A 21,783-nucleotide genomic window follows, 5' to 3' on the forward strand; every position below is an offset into this window, starting at 1 on the left:
CCGATGTTCTTAACGCCCCACGCTGAGCTTCTGCTGACATCTGGCTGACGTGCCCTTCGGGAAGGCGCCTCAGAGGAGACGACGGCTAGATTCTTGAGGGTCGGCTCCGCCGTTGAAACAGAGACACGCGTCGAGCGCACCAGCATGGTGCGTGATTCGACACAGGTCTATTACTCAGATTGCCGGTGGACGACTCGTTCAACTCTTCGTTCGTGCTGACTACCAGCCAGGCGACCTGGCCAGCGCCGATGGCGCCCACGTGCGCCGGCAGAGGCTCGCTGAGGCACCCCGCCGGGCACTTCGCCCAGCCAGGACAGACAGTCACCGGGACATACCTCGTGTTGACGGCCGAGTTTGCGTTGATGCTCCTATAGACGACTGATCAGCATCGGCTTCAGTCGGATTGCGGACGTTCGCTTGGCAGCCGCGCACCGGTGGCTGCTCGCGGCCTGGAACCGATTGGCTGCGGCTGAAGCGGGGTTGACGCCTGCGGCACTGGGAGATGCGGAGCATGAGGCGAGATCAGACGGCGGCCAGGACCGCAGCCTCCAGTCGGGCTCGGGTCGCGTCGTCCGGCCAACCGCCCACCAGATAGAAGGCGTCGACCACGTCGGCGCCGAGGGTGGAGATGCGGGCCGCGCGAACCAGGGCGCCGGCCTCGTCGAGCGCGCAGGCGACCCGGTAGAGCAGCCCGGCGGCGTCGGCGGCGCGCAGTTCCAGCAGTACGGCGTCGGTGGCCGCCTCGCGGTGCCAGACCACTCGTGGAGCCGCGCCACCGCCACGGCTGGCGAGCGCACGGCCGCGCAGCCGTTGGGTGACCGACACGTCGCCGGCGACCGCCCGGCGCAGGTCGGCGCGGAGCGGGACCGGGTCCGGCGGGAGGCCGTAGCGAGGCTGCACCCGGCACTCGACCAGGGCCCGGCCGTCGACGGCGGAGGCGTCCGCGGAGATCACCTCCAGCCGGTGCAGCGCCAGGCAGCCGGCCACCGTGGCGAGCAGACCCCGCCGGTCGGCCGCCGCGACCGACACCCGGTCGCCGGTCAGGTGGACGACCGGCAGTGGACCGGCCAGCAGCTCCGGGTCCGGTGCGGGTGGCTCGGGGAGTACGCCGGTGTCCAGCGCGGTGCGAACCCGGGCCACCAGCTCGGCGACGAGCCGGCCCTTCCAGTCCGACCAGGCCGCCGGCCCGGTCGCCGCCGCGTCGGCGCGGACCAACGCGTGCAGCACGTCGAGGGTGCCGGTATCGCCGACCGCCTCGGCCACCGAGGCGATGGTGACCGGGTCGCTCAGGTCCCGGCGGGTGGCCACGTCGGGCAGCAGCAGGTGCAACCTGACCAGCTTGCCGATCAGCTCGACCTCTGCGGTGGGCAGGCCGACCCTGGTGGCCACCGCCTGGGCAACCGGCACACCGACGGTGCTGTGGTCACCGGGGAGGCCCTTGCCGATGTCATGCAGGAGAGCGCCGAGGAGCAGCAGGTCGGGGCGCTCCACCTCGCGGGCGTGCCGGCTGGCCTCGTGCGCGGTCTGCACGAGGTGCCGGTCGAGGGTGAAGCGGTGCACCGGGTTGTGCTGGGGCAGGCTGCGCAGCCGGGTCCACTCGGGCAGCCAGCCGTCGACGAGCCCGTACCGGTCGCAGGTCTCCCAGGCCGGCACCAGGCCGGCACCGGCGCCGAGCAGGGTGATCAGCGCGGCCCGGGCCTCGGCCGGCCAGGGGGCCGGAAGGGGCGGGCAGTACGCCGCCAGCCACTCGCAGGTGGCCCGCGCGATGGGGATTCGGGTCGTGGCCGACGCGGCGGCCACCCGCAGCGAGAGGCTCGGGTCGGGGCGTGCCCCGATCGCCGTGCGGGCGAGCACCAACTCGCCGTCGTGTTCGACGACGTCGCGGGCGACCGGGCGGCGGGCCGGGCGGCCGTTGCCGCCGCGGGAGCGGCCGGAGCGCAGCCGGTCGGCGGCCCGGAAGGCGTCGTCCAGGGCGTGGCTGACCGTGCGGGCGTCACCGGCGACCCGACGCAGCAACGCGTCGCCGTCTTCCAGATTGAGCAGGGTGGCCACTCCGTCGCGCTCCTGGGCGACCAGCCGGTCGACCCGTCGGCCGACCTGCTGGTGCAGCGCGTCGCGGGTGTCCAACAGGCGCAGGTGGGCGGCGCGTACGGCAGGGCGCAGCGCGTCGGTGATGCCGGCGGCGGCGATCGCCCCCAGCAGCCCCACGTCACGCAGACCACCGGCGGCCTCCTTGAGGTCACCCTCCAGCAGGAACGCCAGCTCGCCGTGGGCCTGCCAACGGGCTTCGGTGACCTCCCGCAGGCCGGGCAGGTGCCGGACGGCGGTACGCCGCCAGTGATCGGCGGCGGTGCGGATCAGCCCGTCGGCCAGCGCCTGGTCCCCCACGACCAGCCGGGCGTCGAGCAGCCCGAGGGCGACCTTGACGTCGTCCTGGGCCACCGAGAGCGCCTCGGCGACGGTGCGTACCGAATGGTCGAGCCGCAGGCCCGCGTCCCAGATCGGGTACCAGACCGAGGCGGCCAACTCGTCAGTGCCGGGCACCCCGGCGTGCAGCAGCACCAGGTCGAGGTCGCTGTACGGAGCACACTGCCGCCGACCCAAGCCCCCGACGGCCAGCAGCGCCACCCCGTCCCGCGCAGGCAGCAACCCCCGCAAGAACGAGTCGTACACGGCAGCCCGCCCCCGCCGGGCCGCTTCCCCGATCCCCCCGGGAACGCCGACGACCTCGTTGATCAAGAGGTTCGCGTCGCCGTCGTCGGCGGGTCCTGACGCGTTCTTCTTGATCAACGAGGTCATGTCAGTCGAGGCCGAGGTCAGAGTGCGTCGAGGCCGCGTTCGCCGGTACGTACCCGGACGACCTCTTCGACACCGGTGACCCAGACCTTGCCGTCACCGATCTTGCCCGTGCGGGCCGCTCCGACGATGGCGTCCACCACCTTGTCGACGTCGATCTCGTCGGTGAGCACCTCGACCCTGATCTTGGGCAGGAACTCGACCGTGTACTCGGCACCCCGGTAGACCTCGGTGTGCCCCTTCTGCCGCCCGTACCCCTGAACCTCGCTGACGGTCAGCCCGGCCACCCCGAGGGCGTGCAGGGCCTCCTTCACCGCGTCCAGCTGGTACGGCTTGATGACTGCGGTCACCAGCTTCATGTCCAACCCCTCCATCCCAGGAACGTTAACCGGCGACCTTTTCGCTGACCGGCTCGGCGGGCTCCGCCTCCGGCTTGGCACCACTCGTCGCGCCGCCACCGGGGGTGCCGATGCCGGCCATCGCGAACGCGCTGCCCGTGCCGCCGCCGGCCGGGGACAGGTCGTAGCTGCTCTCGGCGTGCTCGGCGATGTCGATGCCCTCGACCTCCGCCTCGCCAGTGACGCGGAAGCCGATCGTCTTCTCGATGACGAAGGCGAGCACCCAGGCGATGCCGAACGACCAGGCGGTGACGATCAGGCCGGCGAGGGCCTGCCGCCCGAGCTGGGTCGCGCCGCCGCCGTAGAAGAGGCCGTCGGAGGCGCCCACCACGTCGGTGATCGCGGCGTTGACCGAGTTGGTGGCGAAGAGGCCGAGCCAGAGCGACCCGATCCAACCACCGACGAAGTGCACGCCGACCACGTCGAGCGAGTCGTCGTAGCCCAGCTTGTACTTGAGGCTGACGGCGAGCGCACACACCGCGCCGGCGACGATGCCGAGCAGCACGGACGCCCACGGTGCGATGAAGCCACAGGCCGGGGTGATGGCGACCAGGCCGGCGATGGCACCGGACGAGGCACCGACCATCGTCGGCTTCCGGGTCTTGACCCACTCGACAGCGATCCAGCCGAGCACCGCCGCCGCCGTGGCGAGCTGGGTGTTGATGAAGGCGAGGCCGGCGACCGAGTCGACGGTCAGCTCGGAGCCGGCGTTGAACCCGAACCAGCCGAACCACAGCAGTCCGGCACCGAGCGCGACAAGCGGGATGTTGTGCGGCTTCATGCCCTCACGCGGCCAACCGAGCCGCTTACCGAGGACCAGGACCACGGCCAGGGCCGCCGCACCGGCGTTGATGTGCACCGCGGTGCCACCGGCGAAGTCCAGTGCGTGGATGTCGCCGCCGATGATGCCGCCGCCCCACACCCAGTGGGCGACCGGGAAGTAGACCAGGGTGGCCCAGCCGAAGGCGAACAGCAGCCAGCCGGCGAACTTGGCCCGGTCGGCGATGGCACCGCTGATCAGCGCGACGGTGATCACCGCGAAGACCATCTGGAAGGCCATGAACACGTAGAGCGGGACGCCGATGCCGCTGGGGTTCTCCGCCGTGGCACCCCACAGGTCGGTTTCGGCGAGGAAGGTCTTGGTGCCGAGGTACGCGCCCGGGTCGCCCCAGAAGCCGTTCACGTCGGTCCCGAAGGCGACGCTGAATCCGTAGAACCACCACAGAATAGAGATGAGCCCGATAGCCGAGAAGCTCATCATCATCATGTTGAGTACGCCCTTGGCCCGGTTGAGGCCGCCGTAGAACAGCGCCAGTCCGGGGGTCATGAGCAGCACGAGCGCGGTCGAAACCAGCAGCCACGTGGTATTGGCGCCGTCGATCGTCGGTGCTTCAGGCACGCTGGCCTCCTAAAGGTGAAGTCCTCCTTCGCGGCTTTCCGGGGCAGCGTCGCCCGTAGGCCGGTTGCGCGGAAGCTTCGCGGCCGGCTGTTTCACTTTGGGTCCCGTGCGGGTTTCCGTTTCGTGACGGGTTGTTTCGGACGTGTCACGAACTCCGCACAGTCATCAGCATGGACGACTGTGGATCGGCCGGACGGCGATCGTCGATGGCTGACCGGTCAACGCCATCGACCGGTGCGCTTGACGGGCCCGGCCGAGCATCGCCCGACCGGCGCTCAGCGGAGGGCGTTCTCCAGGGTGTGCCGCTCGTAGTCGAGCAGCCGCAGATCGCGCATCGGTCGACGCAGGTGGCCCTTGTGCACGATCCGGACGAACGCCGGCTCGCCGGCGGCGGCCATCCGCCGGATCCCCTCGACGTGGTCCACGATCCGTTTGCGGATGGTCCGGATCAGCCGGTGCCGGTCCCGGGGGATCAGCCCGTACGCGTCGGCGAAGAGCCGGAGGCGGCGGGGCCGGTCCGGGTGCTTCCAGCCCAGCGTGATCGAGTCCCGGTCCGCGAAGATCGGCACCCAGGTCCAGGCCGCGTACGCCACGTCGTAGATCCGTGCTCCGGGTGAGGCGAGGTCGAAGTCGATCAGCCCGAGGGTGCCGTCCGGACGCCAGATCACGTTGTGCGGCGCGGCGTCGTGGTGGCAGATCACCTCGGTGTCCGGTGGTGGGGGCCCGAACGAGCGCCAGACCGCCGCCTGCGGAGGAGTGAAGCCGTACTGCGCGTCGTGGAACATGCGCAGCATGGTGGCGACGGTGACCAGGGCCTCGTCGGTCACCCAGTGCGGGGCGAGCGGATATTCTCCGCACTCCCCCTCCAGGTACGACAGCACCTCACGGTTGCGCTCGTCCATCCCGAGCGCCCGCGGAGCGCCGGTGAACCCCACGTACTCAAGGTGGCGCAGCAGCGCGTGCACGGACGGGGTCCACGGCCCGGCGTTGCGCCGAACCGTGTCACCCACGCGGACAACGGTGCTCACGTTGCCGCCGTGCAGCGGGATCTCCTGCGAGGTCACGTACGGCCTCCCGAGGCGCTGCGAAGGATGGCCGGGGTCGCGCCAGCCCGCGTACGCGCGATCGTCAGTGGTCACCCGAGACTACGCGTCCCGGCCGGTGGCCTCGGTCCCCAGCAACGCGTCGACGAACTGCGCCGGGTCGAACGGGGCCAGGTCGTCCTTGCCTTCGCCGAGGCCGACCAGCTTCACGGGGATGCCGAGCTTGCGCTGCACGGCGATCACGATGCCGCCCTTGGCGGTGCCGTCGAGCTTGGTCAGCACCACCCCTGTCACGTTGACCACCTCGGTGAAGACCCGGGCCTGCTCCAGGCCGTTCTGCCCGGTGGTGGCGTCCAGGATGAGCAGTGTCTCGTCGATCGGGCCCTGCTTCTCCACCACGCGCTTGACCTTGCCCAGCTCGTCCATCAGGCCGACCTTGTTCTGCAGGCGGCCGGCGGTGTCGATGAGAACTGTGTCCACGCCGGTGTCGATGCCGCGCTTGACGGCGTCGAACGCGACGCTGGCCGGGTCGGCGGCCTCGGGCCCCCGCACGGTCTCCGCTCCGACGCGCGAACCCCAGGTCTCCAGTTGGTCGGCCGCGGCGGCCCGGAAGGTGTCCGCCGCGCCGAGCAGCACGCTGCGACCGTCGGCCACCAGCACCCGGGCGATCTTGCCGCAGGTGGTGGTCTTGCCGGCGCCGTTGACGCCGACGACCAGGACGACCGCCGGCACGCCGTCCTTGGGGGCGGTCCGCAAGGAGCGGTCCAGGCTCGGGTCGAGCGCGTTGACCAGCTCGGCGGCGAGCAGTGCCCGCAGCTCGGATGCCGAGCGGGTGCCGAGCACCCGGGTGCGCTCGCGGAGCCGGTCGACGATGTCGCGGGTGGCGTCGACGCCGACGTCGGCGGTGATCAGGCTGTCCTCGATCTCCTCCCAGACGTCCTCGTCGAGGTGGTCACGGGCGAGCAGGCCGAGCAGGCTCTTGCCGAACACGTTCTGTGAGCGGGACAGCCGCGAGCGGAGCCGGACCAGCCGCCCGGCGGTCGGCTCGGGGACCTCGACCTGCGGTTCGAGCACCGGCGGCGGCTCGACCAGGACGCCGGTGGACAGATCGGACTCCGGTGCCTCGACCGGCGGGCCGGCGAGATCCTCCTCAGCCCTGGTGTCGACCTCGGTGCGTGGCAGCGGGGGCTCAGGCCGCCGCCGCAATCGCGGCACGACCAGCCCGACCGTGCCGGCGATCAGCACACCGAGCAGGACCAGAGCGAGGACGAGATATTCGGCCATGCCGGAATCCTGTCAGATGGCGGCGGCGGCGTCCCAGCCACCGCACCCCGAGCCGTGCCCGGAGTCTCAGCCACCGCGCCCGGCCGGTGCCGGGGACCGGCGGTAGGCTCGGCCGCATGCCCGCCGCACACCTCCTCATCGGCCCACTTCTGCGGCGAGTGGTGGACACCCGGGCGACGATCTGGGTGGAGACGGCGGCACCCGCCGTGGTCACCGTCCGCACCGGCAGCGGCGCCACCGGCACCGCGCCCACCTTCTCGGCGTACGACCACCACTACGCCCTCGTGGTGGTGGAGGGTCTTGCCCCGGACAGCGAGACCACCTACGAGGTGCTGGTCGACGACGAGATCGTCTGGCCGGTGCCGAGCAGCGGGTTCCCGCCGAGCGTGATCCGCACCCGGGCCGCCGACGATCGGGACCAGCCGGTCAATCTGATCTTCGGCTCGTGTCGCGAGACCACCCAGCACGCCACCACCCGCAAGCTGCCACCTGACGCGTTGGACGCGTACGCCCGGCGGTTGATGGCCGACCCGGAGTCGAACCCGCTGCCCGACCTGCTGGTGCTGCTCGGTGACCAGGTCTACGCCGACGTCACCTCGCCGACCGTGCGCCGGCTGCTGCGGCGACGGCGGCGGCGGCCGAAGGGCGCTCCGGCCGATCAGGTGGTGAGCTTCGACGAGTACACCAAGCTCTACCTGGAGTCCTGGCGTGATCCGGAGATCCGCTGGCTGCTCTCCACGGTGCCCAGCGTGATGATCTTCGACGATCACGAGATCATCGACGACTGGAACACCTCGGCGGCGTGGCGGGCCGAGGTGCGCGAGCAGCCGTGGTGGCAGGAGCGGATCGGCAGCGGGCTCGCCTCCTACTGGGTCTACCAGCACCTGGGCAACCTCTCCCCCGACGAGATCGTCGCCGATCCGGTCTTCGCGAAGGTCGCCGCCGCCGAGGACGCCACCAGCGTGCTGCGCGAGTTCGGCCACCGGGTCGACCAGGAGTCCGACCTGGCGCACGACACCGAGCGCTGGCGCGCGGTGCAGTATCAGTGGAGCTACGTACTGGACCTGGGCCGGACCCGGCTGGTCATGCTGGACAACCGGTGCAGCCGGGTGCTCGAGCCCAACAGCCGGGCGATGCTGCCGCCCGGCGAGTGGGCCTGGTTCCTGGACCAGGCGCACGGGGTCTACGACCACCTCGTGGTGGGCGCCTCGCTGCCCTGGCTGCTGCCGCAGGGCATCCACCACATCGAGGCGTGGAACGAGAAACTGGCGGACTCACGCCGACCGTGGGTGGCGCGCGGGGCGGAGAAGCTGCGCCGCGCCCTGGACCTGGAGCACTGGGCGGCGTTCCGGCGGTCCTTCGAGGCGCTCGCGGAGACGTTCGCCCGCATCGGCACCGGCACGCCGCGACAGTCCGGCGCGCGGATCGGGGCCGGCCCGGCGTACGCCCCACCGGCGTCGATCAGCGTGCTCTCCGGTGACGTGCACCACTCGTACGTGGCGCGGGCCCGGTTCGCGGATCCGGCGGTGGTCACTCCGGTGCACCAGCTCACCTGTTCGCCGATCCACAACCAGGTCCCGGCGGGCATCCGTCCGTTGATGCGGCTGGGCTGGTCGCCCGGTCCGGCCGGGGCCACCCGGGCGCTGGCCCGTTCGGCGGGCGTACGCCGGCCGGGGGTGCGCTGGCGCAAGCTGGCCGGCCCGTACTTCGGCAACGCCGTAGCCACCCTTACCCATCACGGGCGCGGGGCCGACGTGGTCATCGAGGGCACCACCAAGGACGGGCATCTACGCCCGGTGATGCGGCGTCGACTCTCCGGCGACGGCGAGCCGGCCGCGCCGTAGTCTCTACGCCGTGGACGAGCACCTGCCGGAGCCGATCCGGGCGGTTGAGCACGAGTTGACCGCTCTGCTGCGCCGCGGCCGGGCGGTCTCCTGGGAGATCGCCCGGGAGGTGCACCCGAACCTGGAGCCGAACACCTACGGGTTGCTGCTCTGGTTGCGGCGTAGCGGGTCGATCCGGTTGACCGAGTTGGCGGCGCGGCTGGGCGTGGGCAAGGGGACGCTGAGCCGGCAGATCAACGCCCTGGAAGTCCTCGGCCTGGTGCACCGCGACCCTGATCCGAGTGACCGGCGGGCCGCGCAGATCAGCCTCACCGACGAGGGGCAGCGCCGGTTCGACGTGGCCCGCGCGGCCCGGCTGGGCGAGTTCCTGCGCGCTCTGGACGGCTGGCCGGAGCGGGACGTCGAGGAGTTCGCCCGGCTGCTCGGCCGGTTCAACGACTCCTGGCAGTAGCTCCGAACGCGGGGAATAGGGCACCGGTCCGACAAGTTGTTGCTTCAGGCAACCAAGGCATACGGTTGCCTCAGGCAACTCACAGGCGGCCCGTGCGTACCAGCCCCGCCGTTCCACATCGACTCCGCTCGGAGGCAACACACGATGAGCCAGGCGACAGTGCCTCCCCAGGCGACCGCCGTGACCATGACCCACCGGCAGATCCTGGAAGCACTCTCCGGCCTACTGCTGGGCCTGTTCGTCGCGATCCTGTCCTCCACCGTCATCTCGAACGCGCTGCCGCGGATCATCACCGAACTGCACGGCGGCCAGTCCGCGTACACCTGGGTGGTGACCTCGGCCCTGCTCGCGACCACAGCGACCACCCCCATCTGGGGCAAGATGGCCGACCTGACCAGTAAGAAGACACTGGTCCAGCTCGCCCTGGGGATCTACGTGCTGGGCTCGGTGCTGGCCGGCCTCGCCCAGGGCACCGGTGAGCTGATCGCCTGCCGGGTGCTCCAGGGCGTCGGCGCCGGCGGTCTCACCGCGCTGGCCCAGGTGATCATGGCCACGATGATCGCGCCCCGCGAGCGCGGCCGCTACAGCGGCTACCTCGGGGCCGTGATGGCCGTCGGCACCATCGGTGGCCCGCTGATCGGCGGCGTGATCGTGGACACCTCCTGGCTCGGCTGGCGCTGGTGCTTCTACGTCGGCGTGCCGTTCGCCATCCTCGCGCTGATCGTGCTCCAGAAGACCCTGCACCTGCCGGTGGTCAAGCGGAAGGCCGAGATCGACTGGTGGGGCGCCACCCTGATCACCGCGGCCGTCTCGGTGCTGCTGATCTGGGTCTCGCTCGCCGGCGACCAGTTCGCCTGGGCCTCCTGGCAGACCGCCGTCATGGTCGTCGGCGCGCTGGTCCTCGGCGCGTTGGCGATCCGGGTCGAGACCCGGGCCGCCGAGCCGATGATCCCGCCACGGCTGTTCCGCAACCGCACCATCACCCTCGCCGTCGTCGCCAGCATCGCGGTCGGTGTGGGCATGTTCGGCGCGTCGATCTTCCTGGGCCAGTACTTCCAGATCAGCCGCGGGCAGAGCCCCACCATGTCCGGCCTGATGACCCTGCCGATGATCCTCGGCCTGCTGGTCGCCTCCACCGTCATCGGGCGGGTCATCAGCAAGACCGGCCGCTGGAAGCGGTACCTGGTGATCGGGTCGGCGTTGCTCACCGTCGGCTTCGCGCTGATGGGCACCCTGCGCGCCGACACCAGCTTCACACTGCTCAGCGTCTACATGCTGCTGATCGGCGTCGGCCTGGGCATGACCATGCAGAACCTGGTCCTCGCCGTGCAGAACACCGTCGGCCCGCACGAACTCGGCGCGGCCAGCTCGGTGGTGGCGTTCTTCCGCAGCCTGGGTGGCGCGATCGGCGTCTCCGCCCTCGGCGCGGTGCTCGCCCACAAGGTCAAGGACTACACCGCCGACGGCCTGGCCCAACTCGGCATCCCCGCCTCCAGCTCGGGCAGCGGCGGTGCCCTGCCCGACGTGCACACCCTGCCCGGCCCGCTGCGGGCGGTGGTGGAGAGCGCGTACGGCCACGGTGCCGGTGACATCTTCCTGGCTGCCGCCCCGTTCGCGCTGATCGCGCTGATCGCGGTGGCCTTCATCAAGGAGGTGCCGCTGCGCCAGCACAACGGCGACCCGGTTTCCGACCAGGTCGAGCGGGAATCGACAGTCGCCGCCGGCGCTGGCGCACCCGTGATCCGTACCGGCGAGCAGAGGTGAGGTAGAGCCATGGGCGTGGGAGCACCGGACCGTGAGGAGTACGGGCCCCGGACCCGACCGCTGCCCTTCGAGCGCGGGACGGACGGCCCTCGGGTGATCATGGTGGGCATCGACGGCACCCGGACCTCCGAGCGGGCCGGCTCCTACGCCGCCGGCCTGGCCCGTCGGCAGGGCGCCGCGCTGGTGGTGGTCTTCGTCAGCTCGCCGAGCGGGCTGACCGCCCTGGTGCCCGGCATGGACGCCGGCGCGGTCCAGCGCACCCACGACGAGTTGGCCGACGAGCTGCGCCGGGAGTGCCGGCGTGGGGCCGAGCAGTGGGGCATTCCGGTGACCCTGCTGGTGCGGCGCGGCGACGCGTACGGCGAGCTGTGCGCGGCGGCCGACGAGTTCCAGGCCGACATGGTGGTCGTCGGCGCCTCCGAGCAGGCCGGACACCGGCTGGTCGGCTCGGTCGCCACCCGGCTGGTCCGCGCCGGCCGCTGGCCGGTAGTCGTGGTGCCCTGATAACCCGTCGCGGTATGTCCGAGGTGCCGGGCAGGATGCGCGGCATGACCTGGATCGCGCCGGAGATCACCCGGACCCCCGAACCGTACGTCGGCGACGAGCGCACCATGCTCGACGGCTGGCTCGACTACCACCGACAGACGCTGCTACTCAAGTGCGCCGGCCTGACCGAGGAGCAGTTGCGGACGCCGAGCGTGGAACCGTCCGGGCTGACCCTGCTCGGCCTGGTCCGGCACCTGGCCGAGGTGGAGGCCTGGTGGTTCCGGGAGAACTTCGCCGGCGAGCCTGTCGACTACCCGTACTTCACCCCGGACAACCCGGACGCCGACCACGACGTCAGCGCCGCCGACGCCGCTGCCGACTTCGCCATCTTCCACCGCGAGGTGGCGCTGGCCCGCGAGGCCGCCGCCGGCCACTCGCTCGACCAGACGTTCACCGAGGTCGGCGCGAAGAAGCGCACCTTCAACCTGCGCTGGGTGTACGTGCACATGATCGAGGAGTACGCCCGGCACAACGGCCACGCCGACCTGATCCGGGAACGCATCGACGGCGTCACCGGCGAGTGACGAACGCTCAATAGTCCAGGGCCGCCCGCAGGTAACGCAGGTCGGCGTGGCCGCCCCACCGGTGCGCCGACAGCCCGGCGGCCCGGGCACCCCGCACGGCCCAGTCCTCGTCGTCGACGCAGAGGACCCGGGCCGGCGGGGTGGCCAGGGCCACGCAGGCGGCCTTGAAGTATTCCGGAGCCGGCTTGTGCACGCCGATGACCGAGGAGTTGACCACCACGTCCAGCTCGCCGACCAGGCCGAGCGCGGCCAGGTCGGCGTCGAGCAGGTCGGTGGCGTTGGTGCCCAGCCCGACCCGGACGCCCGCCGCACGGACCTCCCGAACGAACGCCAGCACCTCCTGGTCGACCTCTCCCCGGTAGCTCTGCCACTGCTCCACAGCGGCGCGGGCCCGTTCCGGGCTGCCCACCGACTCGGCGAGGGCGTCCGCCACGCTGTTCATCCACTCGGCGTGGTTGACCTGGCCGGTGAGCACCGGCTGGAGCCGCCCCCACTGCATGGCGATCTCACCGAGCACGCCCTCGGAGAGGCCGTACTCCCGCTCGACAACGGCAGCCACCGCCGGGTCCCACCGGCGCAGTACGCCGTCGAAGTCCAGCAGGAGCGCCGTCGCGCGTTCCCGAGCCACTACCCGTTCTCCTCGCCGCGGCCGTGCCGCTGGTCGTCCTCGTCGGCCCGGTTGAGCCGTTGGCTGATCACCTGAGTGACCCCACTGCGCATGGTCACGCCGTAGAGCGCGTCGGCGATCTCCATCGTCCGCTTCTGGTGCGTGATGACGATCAGCTGACTCTTCTCGCGCAACTGTGCCAGCAACGTGATCAGCCGGCCCAGGTTGACGTCGTCCAGGGCCGCCTCCACCTCGTCCATGATGTAGAACGGGCTGGGCCGGGCGCGGAAGATCGCCACCAACATGGCCACCGCGGTCAGCGACCGCTCGCCACCGGAGAGCAGTGACAGCCGCTTGATCTTCTTGCCCGGCGGGCGGGCCTCCACCTCGACGCCGGTGGTGAGCAGGTCGTCCGGTTCGGTGAGGATCAGCCGTCCCTCGCCACCGGGGAAGAGGACTGTGAACACCTGCTCGAACTCCCGGGCGGTGTCCTCGAAGGCGCTGGCGAAGACCTCCAGGATCCGCTCGTCCACGTCCTTGACCACTGTGAGCAGGTCCCGACGGGTGGCCTTGAGGTCCTCCAACTGCTCGGAGAGGAACTTGAAACGCTCCTCCAGCGCGGCGAACTCCTCCAGCGCGAGTGGGTTGACCTTGCCGAGCAGGGCGAGTTCGCGTTCCGCCTTGGCGGCCCGCTTCTCCTGCACCGGCCGCTCGTAGCGCACCGGTTCGGGCACCGGCAGACCGTCACGTTCGGCCGCCGCGACGTCCACCTGGGTCGGCGGAACGGGCTGAGTCGGACCGTACTCGGCGACCAGCGTCTCCACGTCCAGCCCGAAGTCCTCGGCGGCCTTCGCCTCCAACTGCTCGATGCGCAGCCGCTGCTCCGCGCGGGCCACCTCGTCGCGGTGCACCTGGCTGGTCAGCCGCTCCAACTCCGCGCCGAGCCGCTTGGCGGCACCGCGTACCTCCTGAAGCTCCGCCTCCCGTGCGGCGCGCTCGAGGGCGACCGCGTCACGGTGCTCCGCTGCCGTCGCGATCGAGGTGGTCAGCCGGGTCAGCGCCTCCCGGGCGCCACCGGCGACGGACCGGGCGATGCCCGCGCCCCGGGCGCGGGCGGCCCGGCGGGCCGCCGCGCGTTCCCGGGCGGCCCGCTCCGCGGCGGCCTGCCGCGCGAGCGAGTCGGCCCGGCCGGCGATCGAGGAGACCCGCTCCTCGGCGGTACGCACGGCGAGCCGGACCTCCATCTCGTTCTGCCGGGCCTGCGGCACCATGGCCGCCAGCTGATCCCGCTCCTCGGTCGAGGGCTCGGCGTCGACCGGGGTCTCCTCGGCCAGCCGTAGCCGCTCCTCCAGCTCGGCGAGCGCCGTGAGGTCCCGTTGCCGGGCGGCCTCGGCGCGGGAGCGGGAGTCGCCGAGCCGGTCGGTCTCGGCCTTCGCGGAACGGGCCGCCGCGCCCAGCTCGGCCAGCCGGCGAGCGGCGGCGTTGCGGTGGCTCTCCGCCTCGCGCTTCTCGGCGGCGGCGTGCTGCACGGCCTCCTTGGCTGCCGCCACCTCGGCGCGCGCCTCGACCAACTGATCACGCAGCTCCAGGCCAGCGCGTTCGGCGGTGACCCGGTTGGCGCGGGCCTCCTCGACGGCTGCCTGCACCTCGATGTAGCTGGGGGCCTTGGCCGACCCGCCCGCCGCCGCGTACGCCCCGACCACGTCACCGTCCGGGGTGACCGCCCGCAGCTCGGGGTTGCTGGCGACCAGCTCGGCGGCGGCGGCGAGATCGTCGACGAGCGCCACGTCCCGCAGGGCCCGGTGCACCGCCGGACGCAGCTCGGCGCTGCACTCCACCAGGTCGGGCGCCCACCGGGCGTCGTCCGGCAGCTTCGGGCGCAGCGCGTCGGCGGAGCCGGTCATACCGGGACCGGCCGGACTGCCGACCAGCAGGCCGGCCCGGCCGGCGTCGGAGATCTTCAACAGCCGCATCGCCTCGACGGCCTCGTCCACCCCGCTGACGGCGACCGCGTCGGCGAGCCCGCCGAGCGCGGCGGCCAGCGCGGCCTCGTGACCGGGCGCGACGGTGAGCAACCCGGCGAGGCTGCCGAGCAGACCGGGCACGTCCCCGGCGCGGGCGAGCAGCGCCCCGGCGCCGTCCTTGCGCCGCAGCCCCAGGGCGAGAGCCTCCTCGCGGGCCTTCCAGGTGGCCGCGTCCTTCTCCGCCGCCCGCTCGGCGTCGGACAGCGATCGGACGGTGGCCTGGGCCCGTTCCTGCACGGCGACCGCCTCGGCGTGCCGGGCGTCCAGGTCCGCGTTGTCCCGGTCGGCCTCGGTGGACTGGGCGGCGACCGCGTCCAGGTCGGCCTGCGCCTGCTCGGCGCGGCCCAGCGCGTCGGCGTGCGCGATGGCGAGGCGTTCGATCTCCTCGCCGGCGCTGGTGGTCCGGGCCCGGGCGGAGTTGACCTGGCCGGTGAGCCGGGCCATCCCCTCGCGCCGGTCGGCGATGGCCTTGGCCGCGGCGACCAGCTCACGCTCGGCGGCGGCCAACTGCCGCTCCAACTCCTGGCGGTGCTCGACCGCCTCGGCGAGTCGGATCTGGTCGTCGGTGAGCGCGCCGCGTAGCTCCTCCTCCTGCTCGCGGACGCGTTCCGCCTCGGCCTCCAGCTGGTCCGGGTCGCGGCCGGGCCGCTCGTCGTCGCCGGTGGCGCTGAGGTGCCGCAGCCGTTCCCGGGCCAACTGCTCGATCGAGCGGAAGCGTTCCTGGAGGGCGGAGAGCTTGTACCAGGTGTCCTGGGCGGCGGCGAGCAGCGGCGCGTCCTCCGCGAGGGCGGCCTCCAACTCGCCGAGCCGGCCCTGCACCTCGGCGTGCTCACCCTCGATCTGCTCGCGCCGCTCGCGCAGCGCGGTCTCGTCGGCGATCTCCCGGTCGAGGGTGGTCCGCAGGGTGGCGAGGTCGTCGGCGAGCAGCCGAAGCCGGGCGTCGCGCAGGTTGGCCTGGATGGCGGCGGCGCGCCGGGCCACCTCGGCCTGCCGGCCCAACGGCTTGAGCTGACGACGCAGTTCGGCCGTCAGGTCGGTCAGGCGATTGAGATTCACCTGCATCGCGTCGAGCTTGCGCAGCGCCTTTTCCTTGCGCTTGCGGTGCTTGAGGACGCCGGCCGCCTCCTCGATGAACGCCCGGCGGTCCTCCGGCTTGGCGTGCAGCATGCCGTCGAGGCGGCCCTGCCCCACGATGATGTGCATCTCCCGGCCAATGCCGGAGTCGGAGAGCAGCTCCTGGATGTCGAGCAACCGGCACGAGTTGCCGTTGATCTCGTACTCGCTCTCGCCGGAGCGGAACATCCGGCGGGTGATGGAGACCTCGGTGTACTCGATCGGCAGCGCGCCGTCGGTGTTGTCGATGGTGAGGGTGACCTCGGCGCGACCCAGCGGCGCCCGGCCGGCGGTGCCGGCGAAGATGACGTCCTCCATCTTGCCGCCGCGGAGGGCCTTGGCGCCCTGCTCGCCGAGGACCCAGGCGATGGCGTCGACGACGTTGGACTTGCCCGAGCCGTTCGGGCCCACCACACAGGTGATCCCGGGCTCCAGCTTCAACGTCGTCGCGGAGGCGAAGGACTTGAAACCCTTCACCGTCAGGCTCTTGAGATACACCTACTCGATCCTCGTCCGGTGGCCGCCGTACCGTCGCCGGCTGTGGGGACCTGGGTGAACTCGCAGACTAACCCGCCGGTCGGAGCGGCCCGGCACGCGACCCGCCCCGCGTCGCGTCGACAGTGGGCGTGCTGTTGTCCGGGAGACCGCGAGAAAGACAAGCGCCTTTCATGATCGGCTTATCCGCCGACGCGCTTTTCGGTAACTGTGCGGCGTGCTTCCCGCACGATCTGCCGCAAGATCATGAATCGTCGGCGCCGAAAAGACCCCCGGACAGTGTTACGCGCCGGCACAGAGGTGTCGGCGCGCATTTTTGCGATGGTGCGATTCAGTTTTTACGACCTGAAGATCAGGTCAGCGCCGGCTCGGCCAGACGGAGCAGATCGTCCGCCTCCGCCGCAGCCGCCGCGAGCCGATCATTGTCGGCACGCAGACGCGTGATCTCGAACTCCAGTGCCTGAACCCTGGCACGCAGTCGGGTGACCTCGTCGAGCAGACGCCGGTCGGGCGCTGCACCTACGTGGCCGTAGAGGGCCTTCGCCATGCTGACTCCTTGATATGCGCTGCCGGAAAGGCCGGCCAACGCGCGCCCATTTGTACGCGGCTGTCATTCCAGGCTGTATCTGGGCATGACCGGGCGCGACTGGCGACACCTATATATTGAGCCGCAAACCCCTCCTTCGTCAAGTTCTCGCAGGCCGTAGATCATCTCTACGTCGACCTGTCCACTTGTCGGGGGGCTGCCGCAAGGCACGGACACTCTCTGTCCGGACGCCTTTACTGTACGCCCGGATTCACGGAAGTCCGCACCCTGGCGTCCGACTTCCCCTTAACTCTTTCTTAGCCACGTTGCCGCAGGTCGTAGGCGCGCCGTAGCGTCACCCCGGCCCGCAACCGACCCCTGGAGGCATAGGCGTGTACGGCTGGACCGATCCGATGGACCCGAACGGCGCCCCCCGGCGCGCCGAGGGACCGACCGACGAGCCGGCCTGGCTGCACGACCGCCCGGAGCCCCGCTCGGCCTACCTCTTCGGCGACGAGCCCGGTCAGCCGGGCGACGAGTGGCACCGGGAGCAGCCCACCGGCGGCGGCCGGCAGTCCGACCCCTTGACGCCCGCCGACGCCCACACCGCCGCCTGGCCGGCCCCGCAGCCGGAAGACCAGACCGGCGGCTGGGACGACAACCGCCCGGCCCAGGACGCCACCGGCGGCTGGCATACCGAGACGGCCGGCGGCTGGCACACCGACACCGACCCGGAGACCACCGACGAGTGGCGCGGCACCGCCGAGACCGGGCGGCCCGGCGAGGGACGGCACCGCTCCCCACGCCGCTGGCGCCGGCCGCTGATGATCGGGGGCGCCGCCGCGGCCGCCACCCTCGTGGTGAGCTTCGGCGTCGGCGCGCTCACCCTGCCCGGCGGTGACGACGGGGCCGCGCAGCCGACAGCCGTCGACGACACCTTCGCCACGTCGGCCGCGCCGACCGGAGAGCCGGCGCTGGACACCCTCGCCGCACCCTCCCCGTCAACGATCCCCACCCCGGCGTCTCCGAGCCCGTCGCCGAGCAAGGTCGTCAAGCCCACCCCGGCGGCGTCGCGGAGCACCGCCGCGTCGCGCCGCAGCGTCGAGCGCAGCAGCGCGCCGAGCAACACCGGCGGCTCCACCGGTTCCAACGGCTCCAGCGGCTCCGTCAGCGCCCAGGCCCGCGAGGTGGTGGACCTGGTCAACGCCGAGCGGGCCAAGGCCGGTTGCAAGGCGCTGAGCATCGACGACAAGCTGATGACGGCCGCCCAGCGGCACAGCCAGGACCAGGCCGACAACCAGGATATGTCGCACACCGGCAGCGACGGCAGCAACGCCGGCGCCCGGCTGGACCGGGTCGGCTACGCCTGGCGCACGTACGGCGAGAACGTGGCCTGGAACCAGAAGACCCCGGCCGCGGTGATGGACGCGTGGATGAACAGCTCGGGCCACCGGGCCAACATCCTGAACTGCGCGTTCACCGAGATCGGCGTCGGCATCGCCAGCAGCAACGGGCCGTACTGGACGCAGGTCTTCGCCGCGCCGCGCTGACCGCGCGTCGTTCCCGCCCCCGCGCTCGTTGACCCGGTGAGGTACGTCGGGCCGGAGCGTGGGGGCCGCGTACCGGTGCGGGCGGCGACCGGCCGCCCGGGACCCGGGAGCTGCCGATGCGGATCCGGCCGCGGCGACGCGTCGCCGTACGCCCACTGCGCCGCCTCCTGTCCGCCTGCGTCGCTCTCGTGCTCCTGGTGCCGGCGTACGGGTGCCGGCCCGCACTGACCCCGCCCGGCGCGCCCACCGCGTGGCCGGCGACGCAGGCCCGGCACTGGCAGTGGCAGTGGCAGCTCAGCGGCCCGCTCGACCCGGCGGTGGACGCCCACGTCTTCCTCCTCGACCCGGTGGCCACCACCGCCGCACAGACCGCCGACCTGCGCTCCCGGGACCGCCGGTTGATCTGCCAGGTGAACGTGGGATCGGTCCGCTCCGACGACCCGGACGCCAGCCGGTTTCCGGACGTCGTCCGGGGCGCCGGCGGGCGTCGACCCGACAGCCGGTGGCTGGACGTCCGGAGTTGGGACGCGCTCCGGCCGGTGCTGGCCGACCGGTTCCGGCTCTGCCGGGGCAAGGGCTTCGGCGCGGTGGCACTCTTCGACGCCGACGGGTACACGGCACGCACCGGCTTTCCGCTCGACTTCGACGACCAACTGCTGTTCAACCGCCGGCTCGCCGAGCTGGCCCGCTCGCTGAGCCTCTCCCCCGGGCTGGTCAACGACGTGCCGCAACTCGCCGCGCTGGCCCCGGACTTCGACTTCGCGGTCAACGAGGAGTGCGTCCGGCTGGCCCAGTGCGCCAAACTGCTGCCGTTCAGCGACGTCGGCAAGCCGGTCTTCCACGTCGAGTACACCGGCTCGACCGACGACTTCTGTGTCACCACCGTCGGCTACGGCTTCGCGTCGATCCGCAAGAACCGCATGCTGGACGCCTCCCGGGAACCCTGCCCCCTCCCCTGACCCCGTCCCCGCCCCCGTCCCCGCGATCTTGCACTTTCGGTTCCCGATTTGCCGGGTTGACCCCGCTACGTCGCGACAGAAAGTGCAAGATCGGCAGGCAGGAGGGCGGAGGGGGTTCGGGTGGTTAGGGGACCGGGACCAGCTCTGGGGCGGGGGCTGGCGGGTCGGTGGGCGCGGGCGTTGGGCGGGGACGCAGGAAGCGCGGGGCCCACCAGTTGGCGTCGCCGAGCATCGTCATCAACGCCGGCAGCACCACTCCCCGGATGATGGTGGCGTCCAGCAGGATCGCCGCCGCCAGACCGATGCCGAGTTGCTTCATGTCGATCGTGCTCAGCGTGGCGAAGATCGAAAAGACCCCGACCATCACGATCGCCGCGCTGGTCACCACCCCGGCCGACGAGGTGATCCCGTACGACACGGCGTCGCGGTTGGACAGGCCGGACCGGATGCCCTCGCGGATCCGACTTACCACGAAGACGTGGTAGTCCATCGAGAGGCCGAAGAGCACCACGAACAGGAACAGCGGCAGCCAGGACACGATCGCACCCATCGACGTGAAGCCGAGCAGTCCCTGCGCCCACTCGCCCTGGAAGATCAGCACCAGCAGGCCGTACGCGGCACCGGCGGAGAGCAGGTTCAGCGCGATCGAACTGGCCGCGATCACCACCGACCGGAAGGTGAACGTCATGACGAGGAAGGTCAGCACCAGCACGAAGCCCATGACCAGCGGTAACTTGTCCCGGACGTGCTGGGCGTAGTCCTCGCTGTCGGCCACGCCCCCGCCCACCGCGTACTCGATGCCGGGAATGCCCCTCAGCTCGGCCGGGACCAGGTCCCCGCGCAGCTTTTCCAACGACTGCACCGACCGATCGTCCCGACTGGCGTACGGGGTGGGGACGTCCAACACCGAGACCCGCCGGTCGGCCGACACCTCGATTTTCGGGCCGTCCGCCTCGGCCGGGGCGAACAGCGGATCGCCGGCCGCCCGGGTGGACAGGCCGGTGAGGGCGGCGCGTACCCGGTCGGCCTGGTCGGCGGGCGCCCGGACAGCCACCACGTGATTGGTCCCGGCGCTCGGGAACGCGGCGGTGAGCCGGTCGTACGCCTGCATCGCCGGAGTCGTGCGGGGCAGGTCCTCCATGCCGGGGAACTTCAGCTTCATGCCGAGCGCCGGCGCGGCCAGCGCGAGCAGCAGCCCGACCGAGATGACAAGCGTCGCCACCGGCGCGCGCAGCGCGGGCCGGAGCACCGCCGGCCACAGCCGGGGCGCACGGGGCTCGCCGTGCCGGCCGGTACGCGGTGCGGTCAGTCGCCAGAGCAGCGGCACCCGGGGCCGGTCCACCCAACGGCCGAGCCGGGCCAGCAGGGCGGGCAGGACGGTCAGTGAACCGGTCACCGCGACGGCCACCACGAGGATCGAGCCGATGGCGAGGGACGAGAAGACCACGTCGCCGGCGAGCAGCAGCCCGGCCATCGAGATGATCACCGCGACGCCGGAGACCACCACGGCGTGCCCGGAGGTCTCCGCGGCGATCTCCACCGCGTCCAGACCGGACCGACCCTTGGCGCGTTCCTCCCGCTCCCGACGGATGTAGAAGAGCGAGTAGTCGACGCCGACCGCCATGCCGATCAGCAGGATCACCGGCGCCGTCGTGTCGGTGGCCGGCACCAGGTGCGAGGCGAGAGTGGACAGACCCATCGCGGCGGCCACCGAGGAGAGTGCCAGCAGCACCGGCACGCTCGCCGCGATCAGCGCGCCGAACGCGATGATCAGGATCGCCAGGGTGACCGGGAGACTGAGCAGCTCGGCGCGCTTGAAGTCCTTACCCAGGGTGTCGTCGAGGGCCTGGCCGATCGACGGTCCGCCGACCTGCTCGACGCGCAGCCCGGGATGCGCGGCCTGCACCGTGGCGGTTGCGTCGCGCAACGGCTGCACCCGCTCCGAGGCCGTCTCCGGGTCACCCGACATGGTGATCGGCAGCAGCAGCGCCGAGCCGTCCCGCGCGGTGACCGGCTGGCCGACCCCGGCCACCCCGGCGACCGTACGCAGCCGGGCCGCCGCATCGTCGGCCGCCGACTTCGCCGCCGCCGGGTCCAACGCGCCACCCCGGGAGGTGATGAGGACGTTGTCCACGGCCGGGTCGTCGAAGTCACCGGCGTCCACGATGAGGCTGGCCCGCCCCGCCTCGCCGATCGCCTGGTCACCGCTGGTGGCCTCGTTGAGCCCGGCGGCGCTGCCGCCCACGAAGCACACCGCCACGAACACGGCCCACAGTGCGATCGCCCGCCACGGGTGCTCGGCGCTCCACCGCGCCAGCCGCACCGTCACCGGTCTTCTCCCCATCTCGGGTCCCCCTGTCACGTCAACCCCCTGTCAACGGTGCTGACGCTAGGTGCGTGACGAGGCGGTCACATCGGGGATCGACCTGGGCCCACCCTGGAACCAGCAGACCGGGCGCG

General features: G+C 71.9%; 16 protein-coding genes. 7 read left to right on the top strand and 9 right to left on the bottom strand.

Translation table 11 applies throughout. From position 1 onward, the window contains the following. Positions 1-522: 522 nt before the first annotated feature. The 5 genes from KBX08_RS16465 to ftsY all read right to left on the bottom strand — a co-directional run bounded on the left by KBX08_RS16465 (position 523) and on the right by ftsY (position 6,920). The gene (locus tag KBX08_RS16465; RefSeq protein ID WP_210784383.1) at positions 523-2,799 is read right to left on the bottom strand and encodes a [protein-PII] uridylyltransferase; all 2,277 of its coding nucleotides are present in this window, start codon (positions 2,797-2,799) and stop codon (positions 523-525) included. A gap of 17 nt (positions 2,800-2,816) precedes the next feature. Further along, the gene (locus KBX08_RS16470) at positions 2,817-3,155 is read right to left on the bottom strand and encodes a P-II family nitrogen regulator (RefSeq protein ID WP_172862163.1); all 339 of its coding nucleotides are present in this window, start codon (positions 3,153-3,155) and stop codon (positions 2,817-2,819) included. A gap of 25 nt (positions 3,156-3,180) precedes the next feature. Further along, on the bottom strand, positions 3,181-4,593 hold the full coding sequence (locus KBX08_RS16475) for an ammonium transporter (protein ID WP_210784384.1): 1,413 nt from the start codon (positions 4,591-4,593) through the stop codon (positions 3,181-3,183). Positions 4,594-4,868: 275 nt separating this feature from the next. Beyond that, positions 4,869-5,732, bottom strand: coding sequence for an aminoglycoside phosphotransferase family protein (locus KBX08_RS16480; protein WP_181518597.1), 864 nt, complete (start codon positions 5,730-5,732; stop codon positions 4,869-4,871). A 6-nt stretch (positions 5,733-5,738) separates the two neighbouring features. Further along, a complete protein-coding gene (gene ftsY, locus KBX08_RS16485; RefSeq protein ID WP_112603473.1) occupies positions 5,739-6,920 on the bottom strand; it encodes a signal recognition particle-docking protein FtsY in 1,182 nt (393 codons plus the stop codon). A 116-nt stretch (positions 6,921-7,036) separates the two neighbouring features. Here ftsY and KBX08_RS16490 point away from each other — a divergent pair, with 116 nt between their 5' ends. The 5 genes from KBX08_RS16490 to KBX08_RS16510 all read left to right on the top strand — a co-directional run bounded on the left by KBX08_RS16490 (position 7,037) and on the right by KBX08_RS16510 (position 12,049). Then, positions 7,037-8,764: an alkaline phosphatase D family protein gene (locus KBX08_RS16490; RefSeq protein ID WP_210784385.1), complete on the top strand. Its 1,728-nt coding sequence runs from the start codon at positions 7,037-7,039 to the stop codon at positions 8,762-8,764. A 10-nt stretch (positions 8,765-8,774) separates the two neighbouring features. Then, on the top strand, positions 8,775-9,215 hold the full coding sequence (locus KBX08_RS16495) for a MarR family winged helix-turn-helix transcriptional regulator (protein ID WP_238681244.1): 441 nt from the start codon (positions 8,775-8,777) through the stop codon (positions 9,213-9,215). A gap of 144 nt (positions 9,216-9,359) precedes the next feature. Continuing rightward, on the top strand, positions 9,360-10,979 hold the full coding sequence (locus KBX08_RS16500; protein WP_210784386.1) for an MDR family MFS transporter: 1,620 nt from the start codon (positions 9,360-9,362) through the stop codon (positions 10,977-10,979). Between the two features lie 9 nt (positions 10,980-10,988). Then, positions 10,989-11,483 carry a universal stress protein gene (locus KBX08_RS16505; protein ID WP_238684606.1) on the top strand — a complete coding sequence of 165 codons (495 nt, stop codon included), beginning with the start codon at positions 10,989-10,991 and terminating at the stop codon, positions 11,481-11,483. A gap of 44 nt (positions 11,484-11,527) precedes the next feature. Next, positions 11,528-12,049, top strand: coding sequence for a DinB family protein (locus KBX08_RS16510; protein WP_210784387.1), 522 nt, complete (start codon positions 11,528-11,530; stop codon positions 12,047-12,049). Between the two features lie 7 nt (positions 12,050-12,056). On the opposite strand, the gene KBX08_RS16515 is transcribed toward KBX08_RS16510, so the two are convergent. The 3 genes from KBX08_RS16515 to KBX08_RS16525 all read right to left on the bottom strand — a co-directional run bounded on the left by KBX08_RS16515 (position 12,057) and on the right by KBX08_RS16525 (position 16,835). Next, entirely contained in the window at positions 12,057-12,677 is a 621-nt protein-coding gene (locus tag KBX08_RS16515) for an HAD family hydrolase (RefSeq protein ID WP_210784388.1), read from the bottom strand. Then, positions 12,677-16,291: a chromosome segregation protein SMC gene (smc, locus tag KBX08_RS16520; RefSeq protein ID WP_210784389.1), complete on the bottom strand. Its 3,615-nt coding sequence runs from the start codon at positions 16,289-16,291 to the stop codon at positions 12,677-12,679. Before smc ends, KBX08_RS16515 begins: the two co-directional genes overlap by 1 nt. A 349-nt stretch (positions 16,292-16,640) precedes the next feature. Continuing rightward, positions 16,641-16,835 carry a hypothetical protein gene (locus tag KBX08_RS16525; RefSeq protein WP_007456482.1) on the bottom strand — a complete coding sequence of 65 codons (195 nt, stop codon included), beginning with the start codon at positions 16,833-16,835 and terminating at the stop codon, positions 16,641-16,643. A gap of 371 nt (positions 16,836-17,206) precedes the next feature. Here KBX08_RS16525 and KBX08_RS16530 point away from each other — a divergent pair, with 371 nt between their 5' ends. Then, positions 17,207-18,364 (top strand): CAP domain-containing protein, encoded by a 1,158-nt coding sequence (locus KBX08_RS16530; RefSeq protein ID WP_210784390.1) that lies wholly within the window; start codon positions 17,207-17,209, stop codon positions 18,362-18,364. Between the two features lie 116 nt (positions 18,365-18,480). Continuing rightward, positions 18,481-19,323 (top strand): endo alpha-1,4 polygalactosaminidase, encoded by an 843-nt coding sequence (locus KBX08_RS16535; RefSeq protein WP_210784391.1) that lies wholly within the window; start codon positions 18,481-18,483, stop codon positions 19,321-19,323. Positions 19,324-19,447: 124 nt separating this feature from the next. Here the strand turns inward: KBX08_RS16535 and KBX08_RS16540 are convergent, their stop codons facing one another. Further along, complete coding sequence (locus KBX08_RS16540) at positions 19,448-21,667, bottom strand: MMPL family transporter (RefSeq protein WP_210784392.1); 2,220 nt, start codon at positions 21,665-21,667, stop codon at positions 19,448-19,450. Positions 21,668-21,783 lie beyond the last annotated feature (116 nt).

The organism is Micromonospora sp. H61, assembly GCF_018070325.1.
Lineage (GTDB): Bacteria > Actinomycetota > Actinomycetes > Mycobacteriales > Micromonosporaceae > Micromonospora > Micromonospora salmantinae.

Coding starts and splice junctions, on each gene's coding strand:
- KBX08_RS16465 (WP_210784383.1), bottom strand. CDS start 2,799: ATGACCTCGTTGATCAAGAAGAACGCGTCAGGACCCGCCGACGACGGC.
- KBX08_RS16470 (WP_172862163.1), bottom strand. CDS start 3,155: ATGAAGCTGGTGACCGCAGTCATCAAGCCGTACCAGCTGGACGCGGTG.
- ftsY (WP_112603473.1), bottom strand. CDS start 6,920: ATGGCCGAATATCTCGTCCTCGCTCTGGTCCTGCTCGGTGTGCTGATC.
- KBX08_RS16490 (WP_210784385.1), top strand. CDS start 7,037: ATGCCCGCCGCACACCTCCTCATCGGCCCACTTCTGCGGCGAGTGGTG.
- KBX08_RS16500 (WP_210784386.1), top strand. CDS start 9,360: ATGAGCCAGGCGACAGTGCCTCCCCAGGCGACCGCCGTGACCATGACC.
- KBX08_RS16505 (WP_238684606.1), top strand. CDS start 10,989: ATGGGCGTGGGAGCACCGGACCGTGAGGAGTACGGGCCCCGGACCCGA.
- KBX08_RS16510 (WP_210784387.1), top strand. CDS start 11,528: ATGACCTGGATCGCGCCGGAGATCACCCGGACCCCCGAACCGTACGTC.
- KBX08_RS16525 (WP_007456482.1), bottom strand. CDS start 16,835: ATGGCGAAGGCCCTCTACGGCCACGTAGGTGCAGCGCCCGACCGGCGT.
- KBX08_RS16535 (WP_210784391.1), top strand. CDS start 18,481: ATGCGGATCCGGCCGCGGCGACGCGTCGCCGTACGCCCACTGCGCCGC.
- KBX08_RS16540 (WP_210784392.1), bottom strand. CDS start 21,667: ATGGGGAGAAGACCGGTGACGGTGCGGCTGGCGCGGTGGAGCGCCGAG.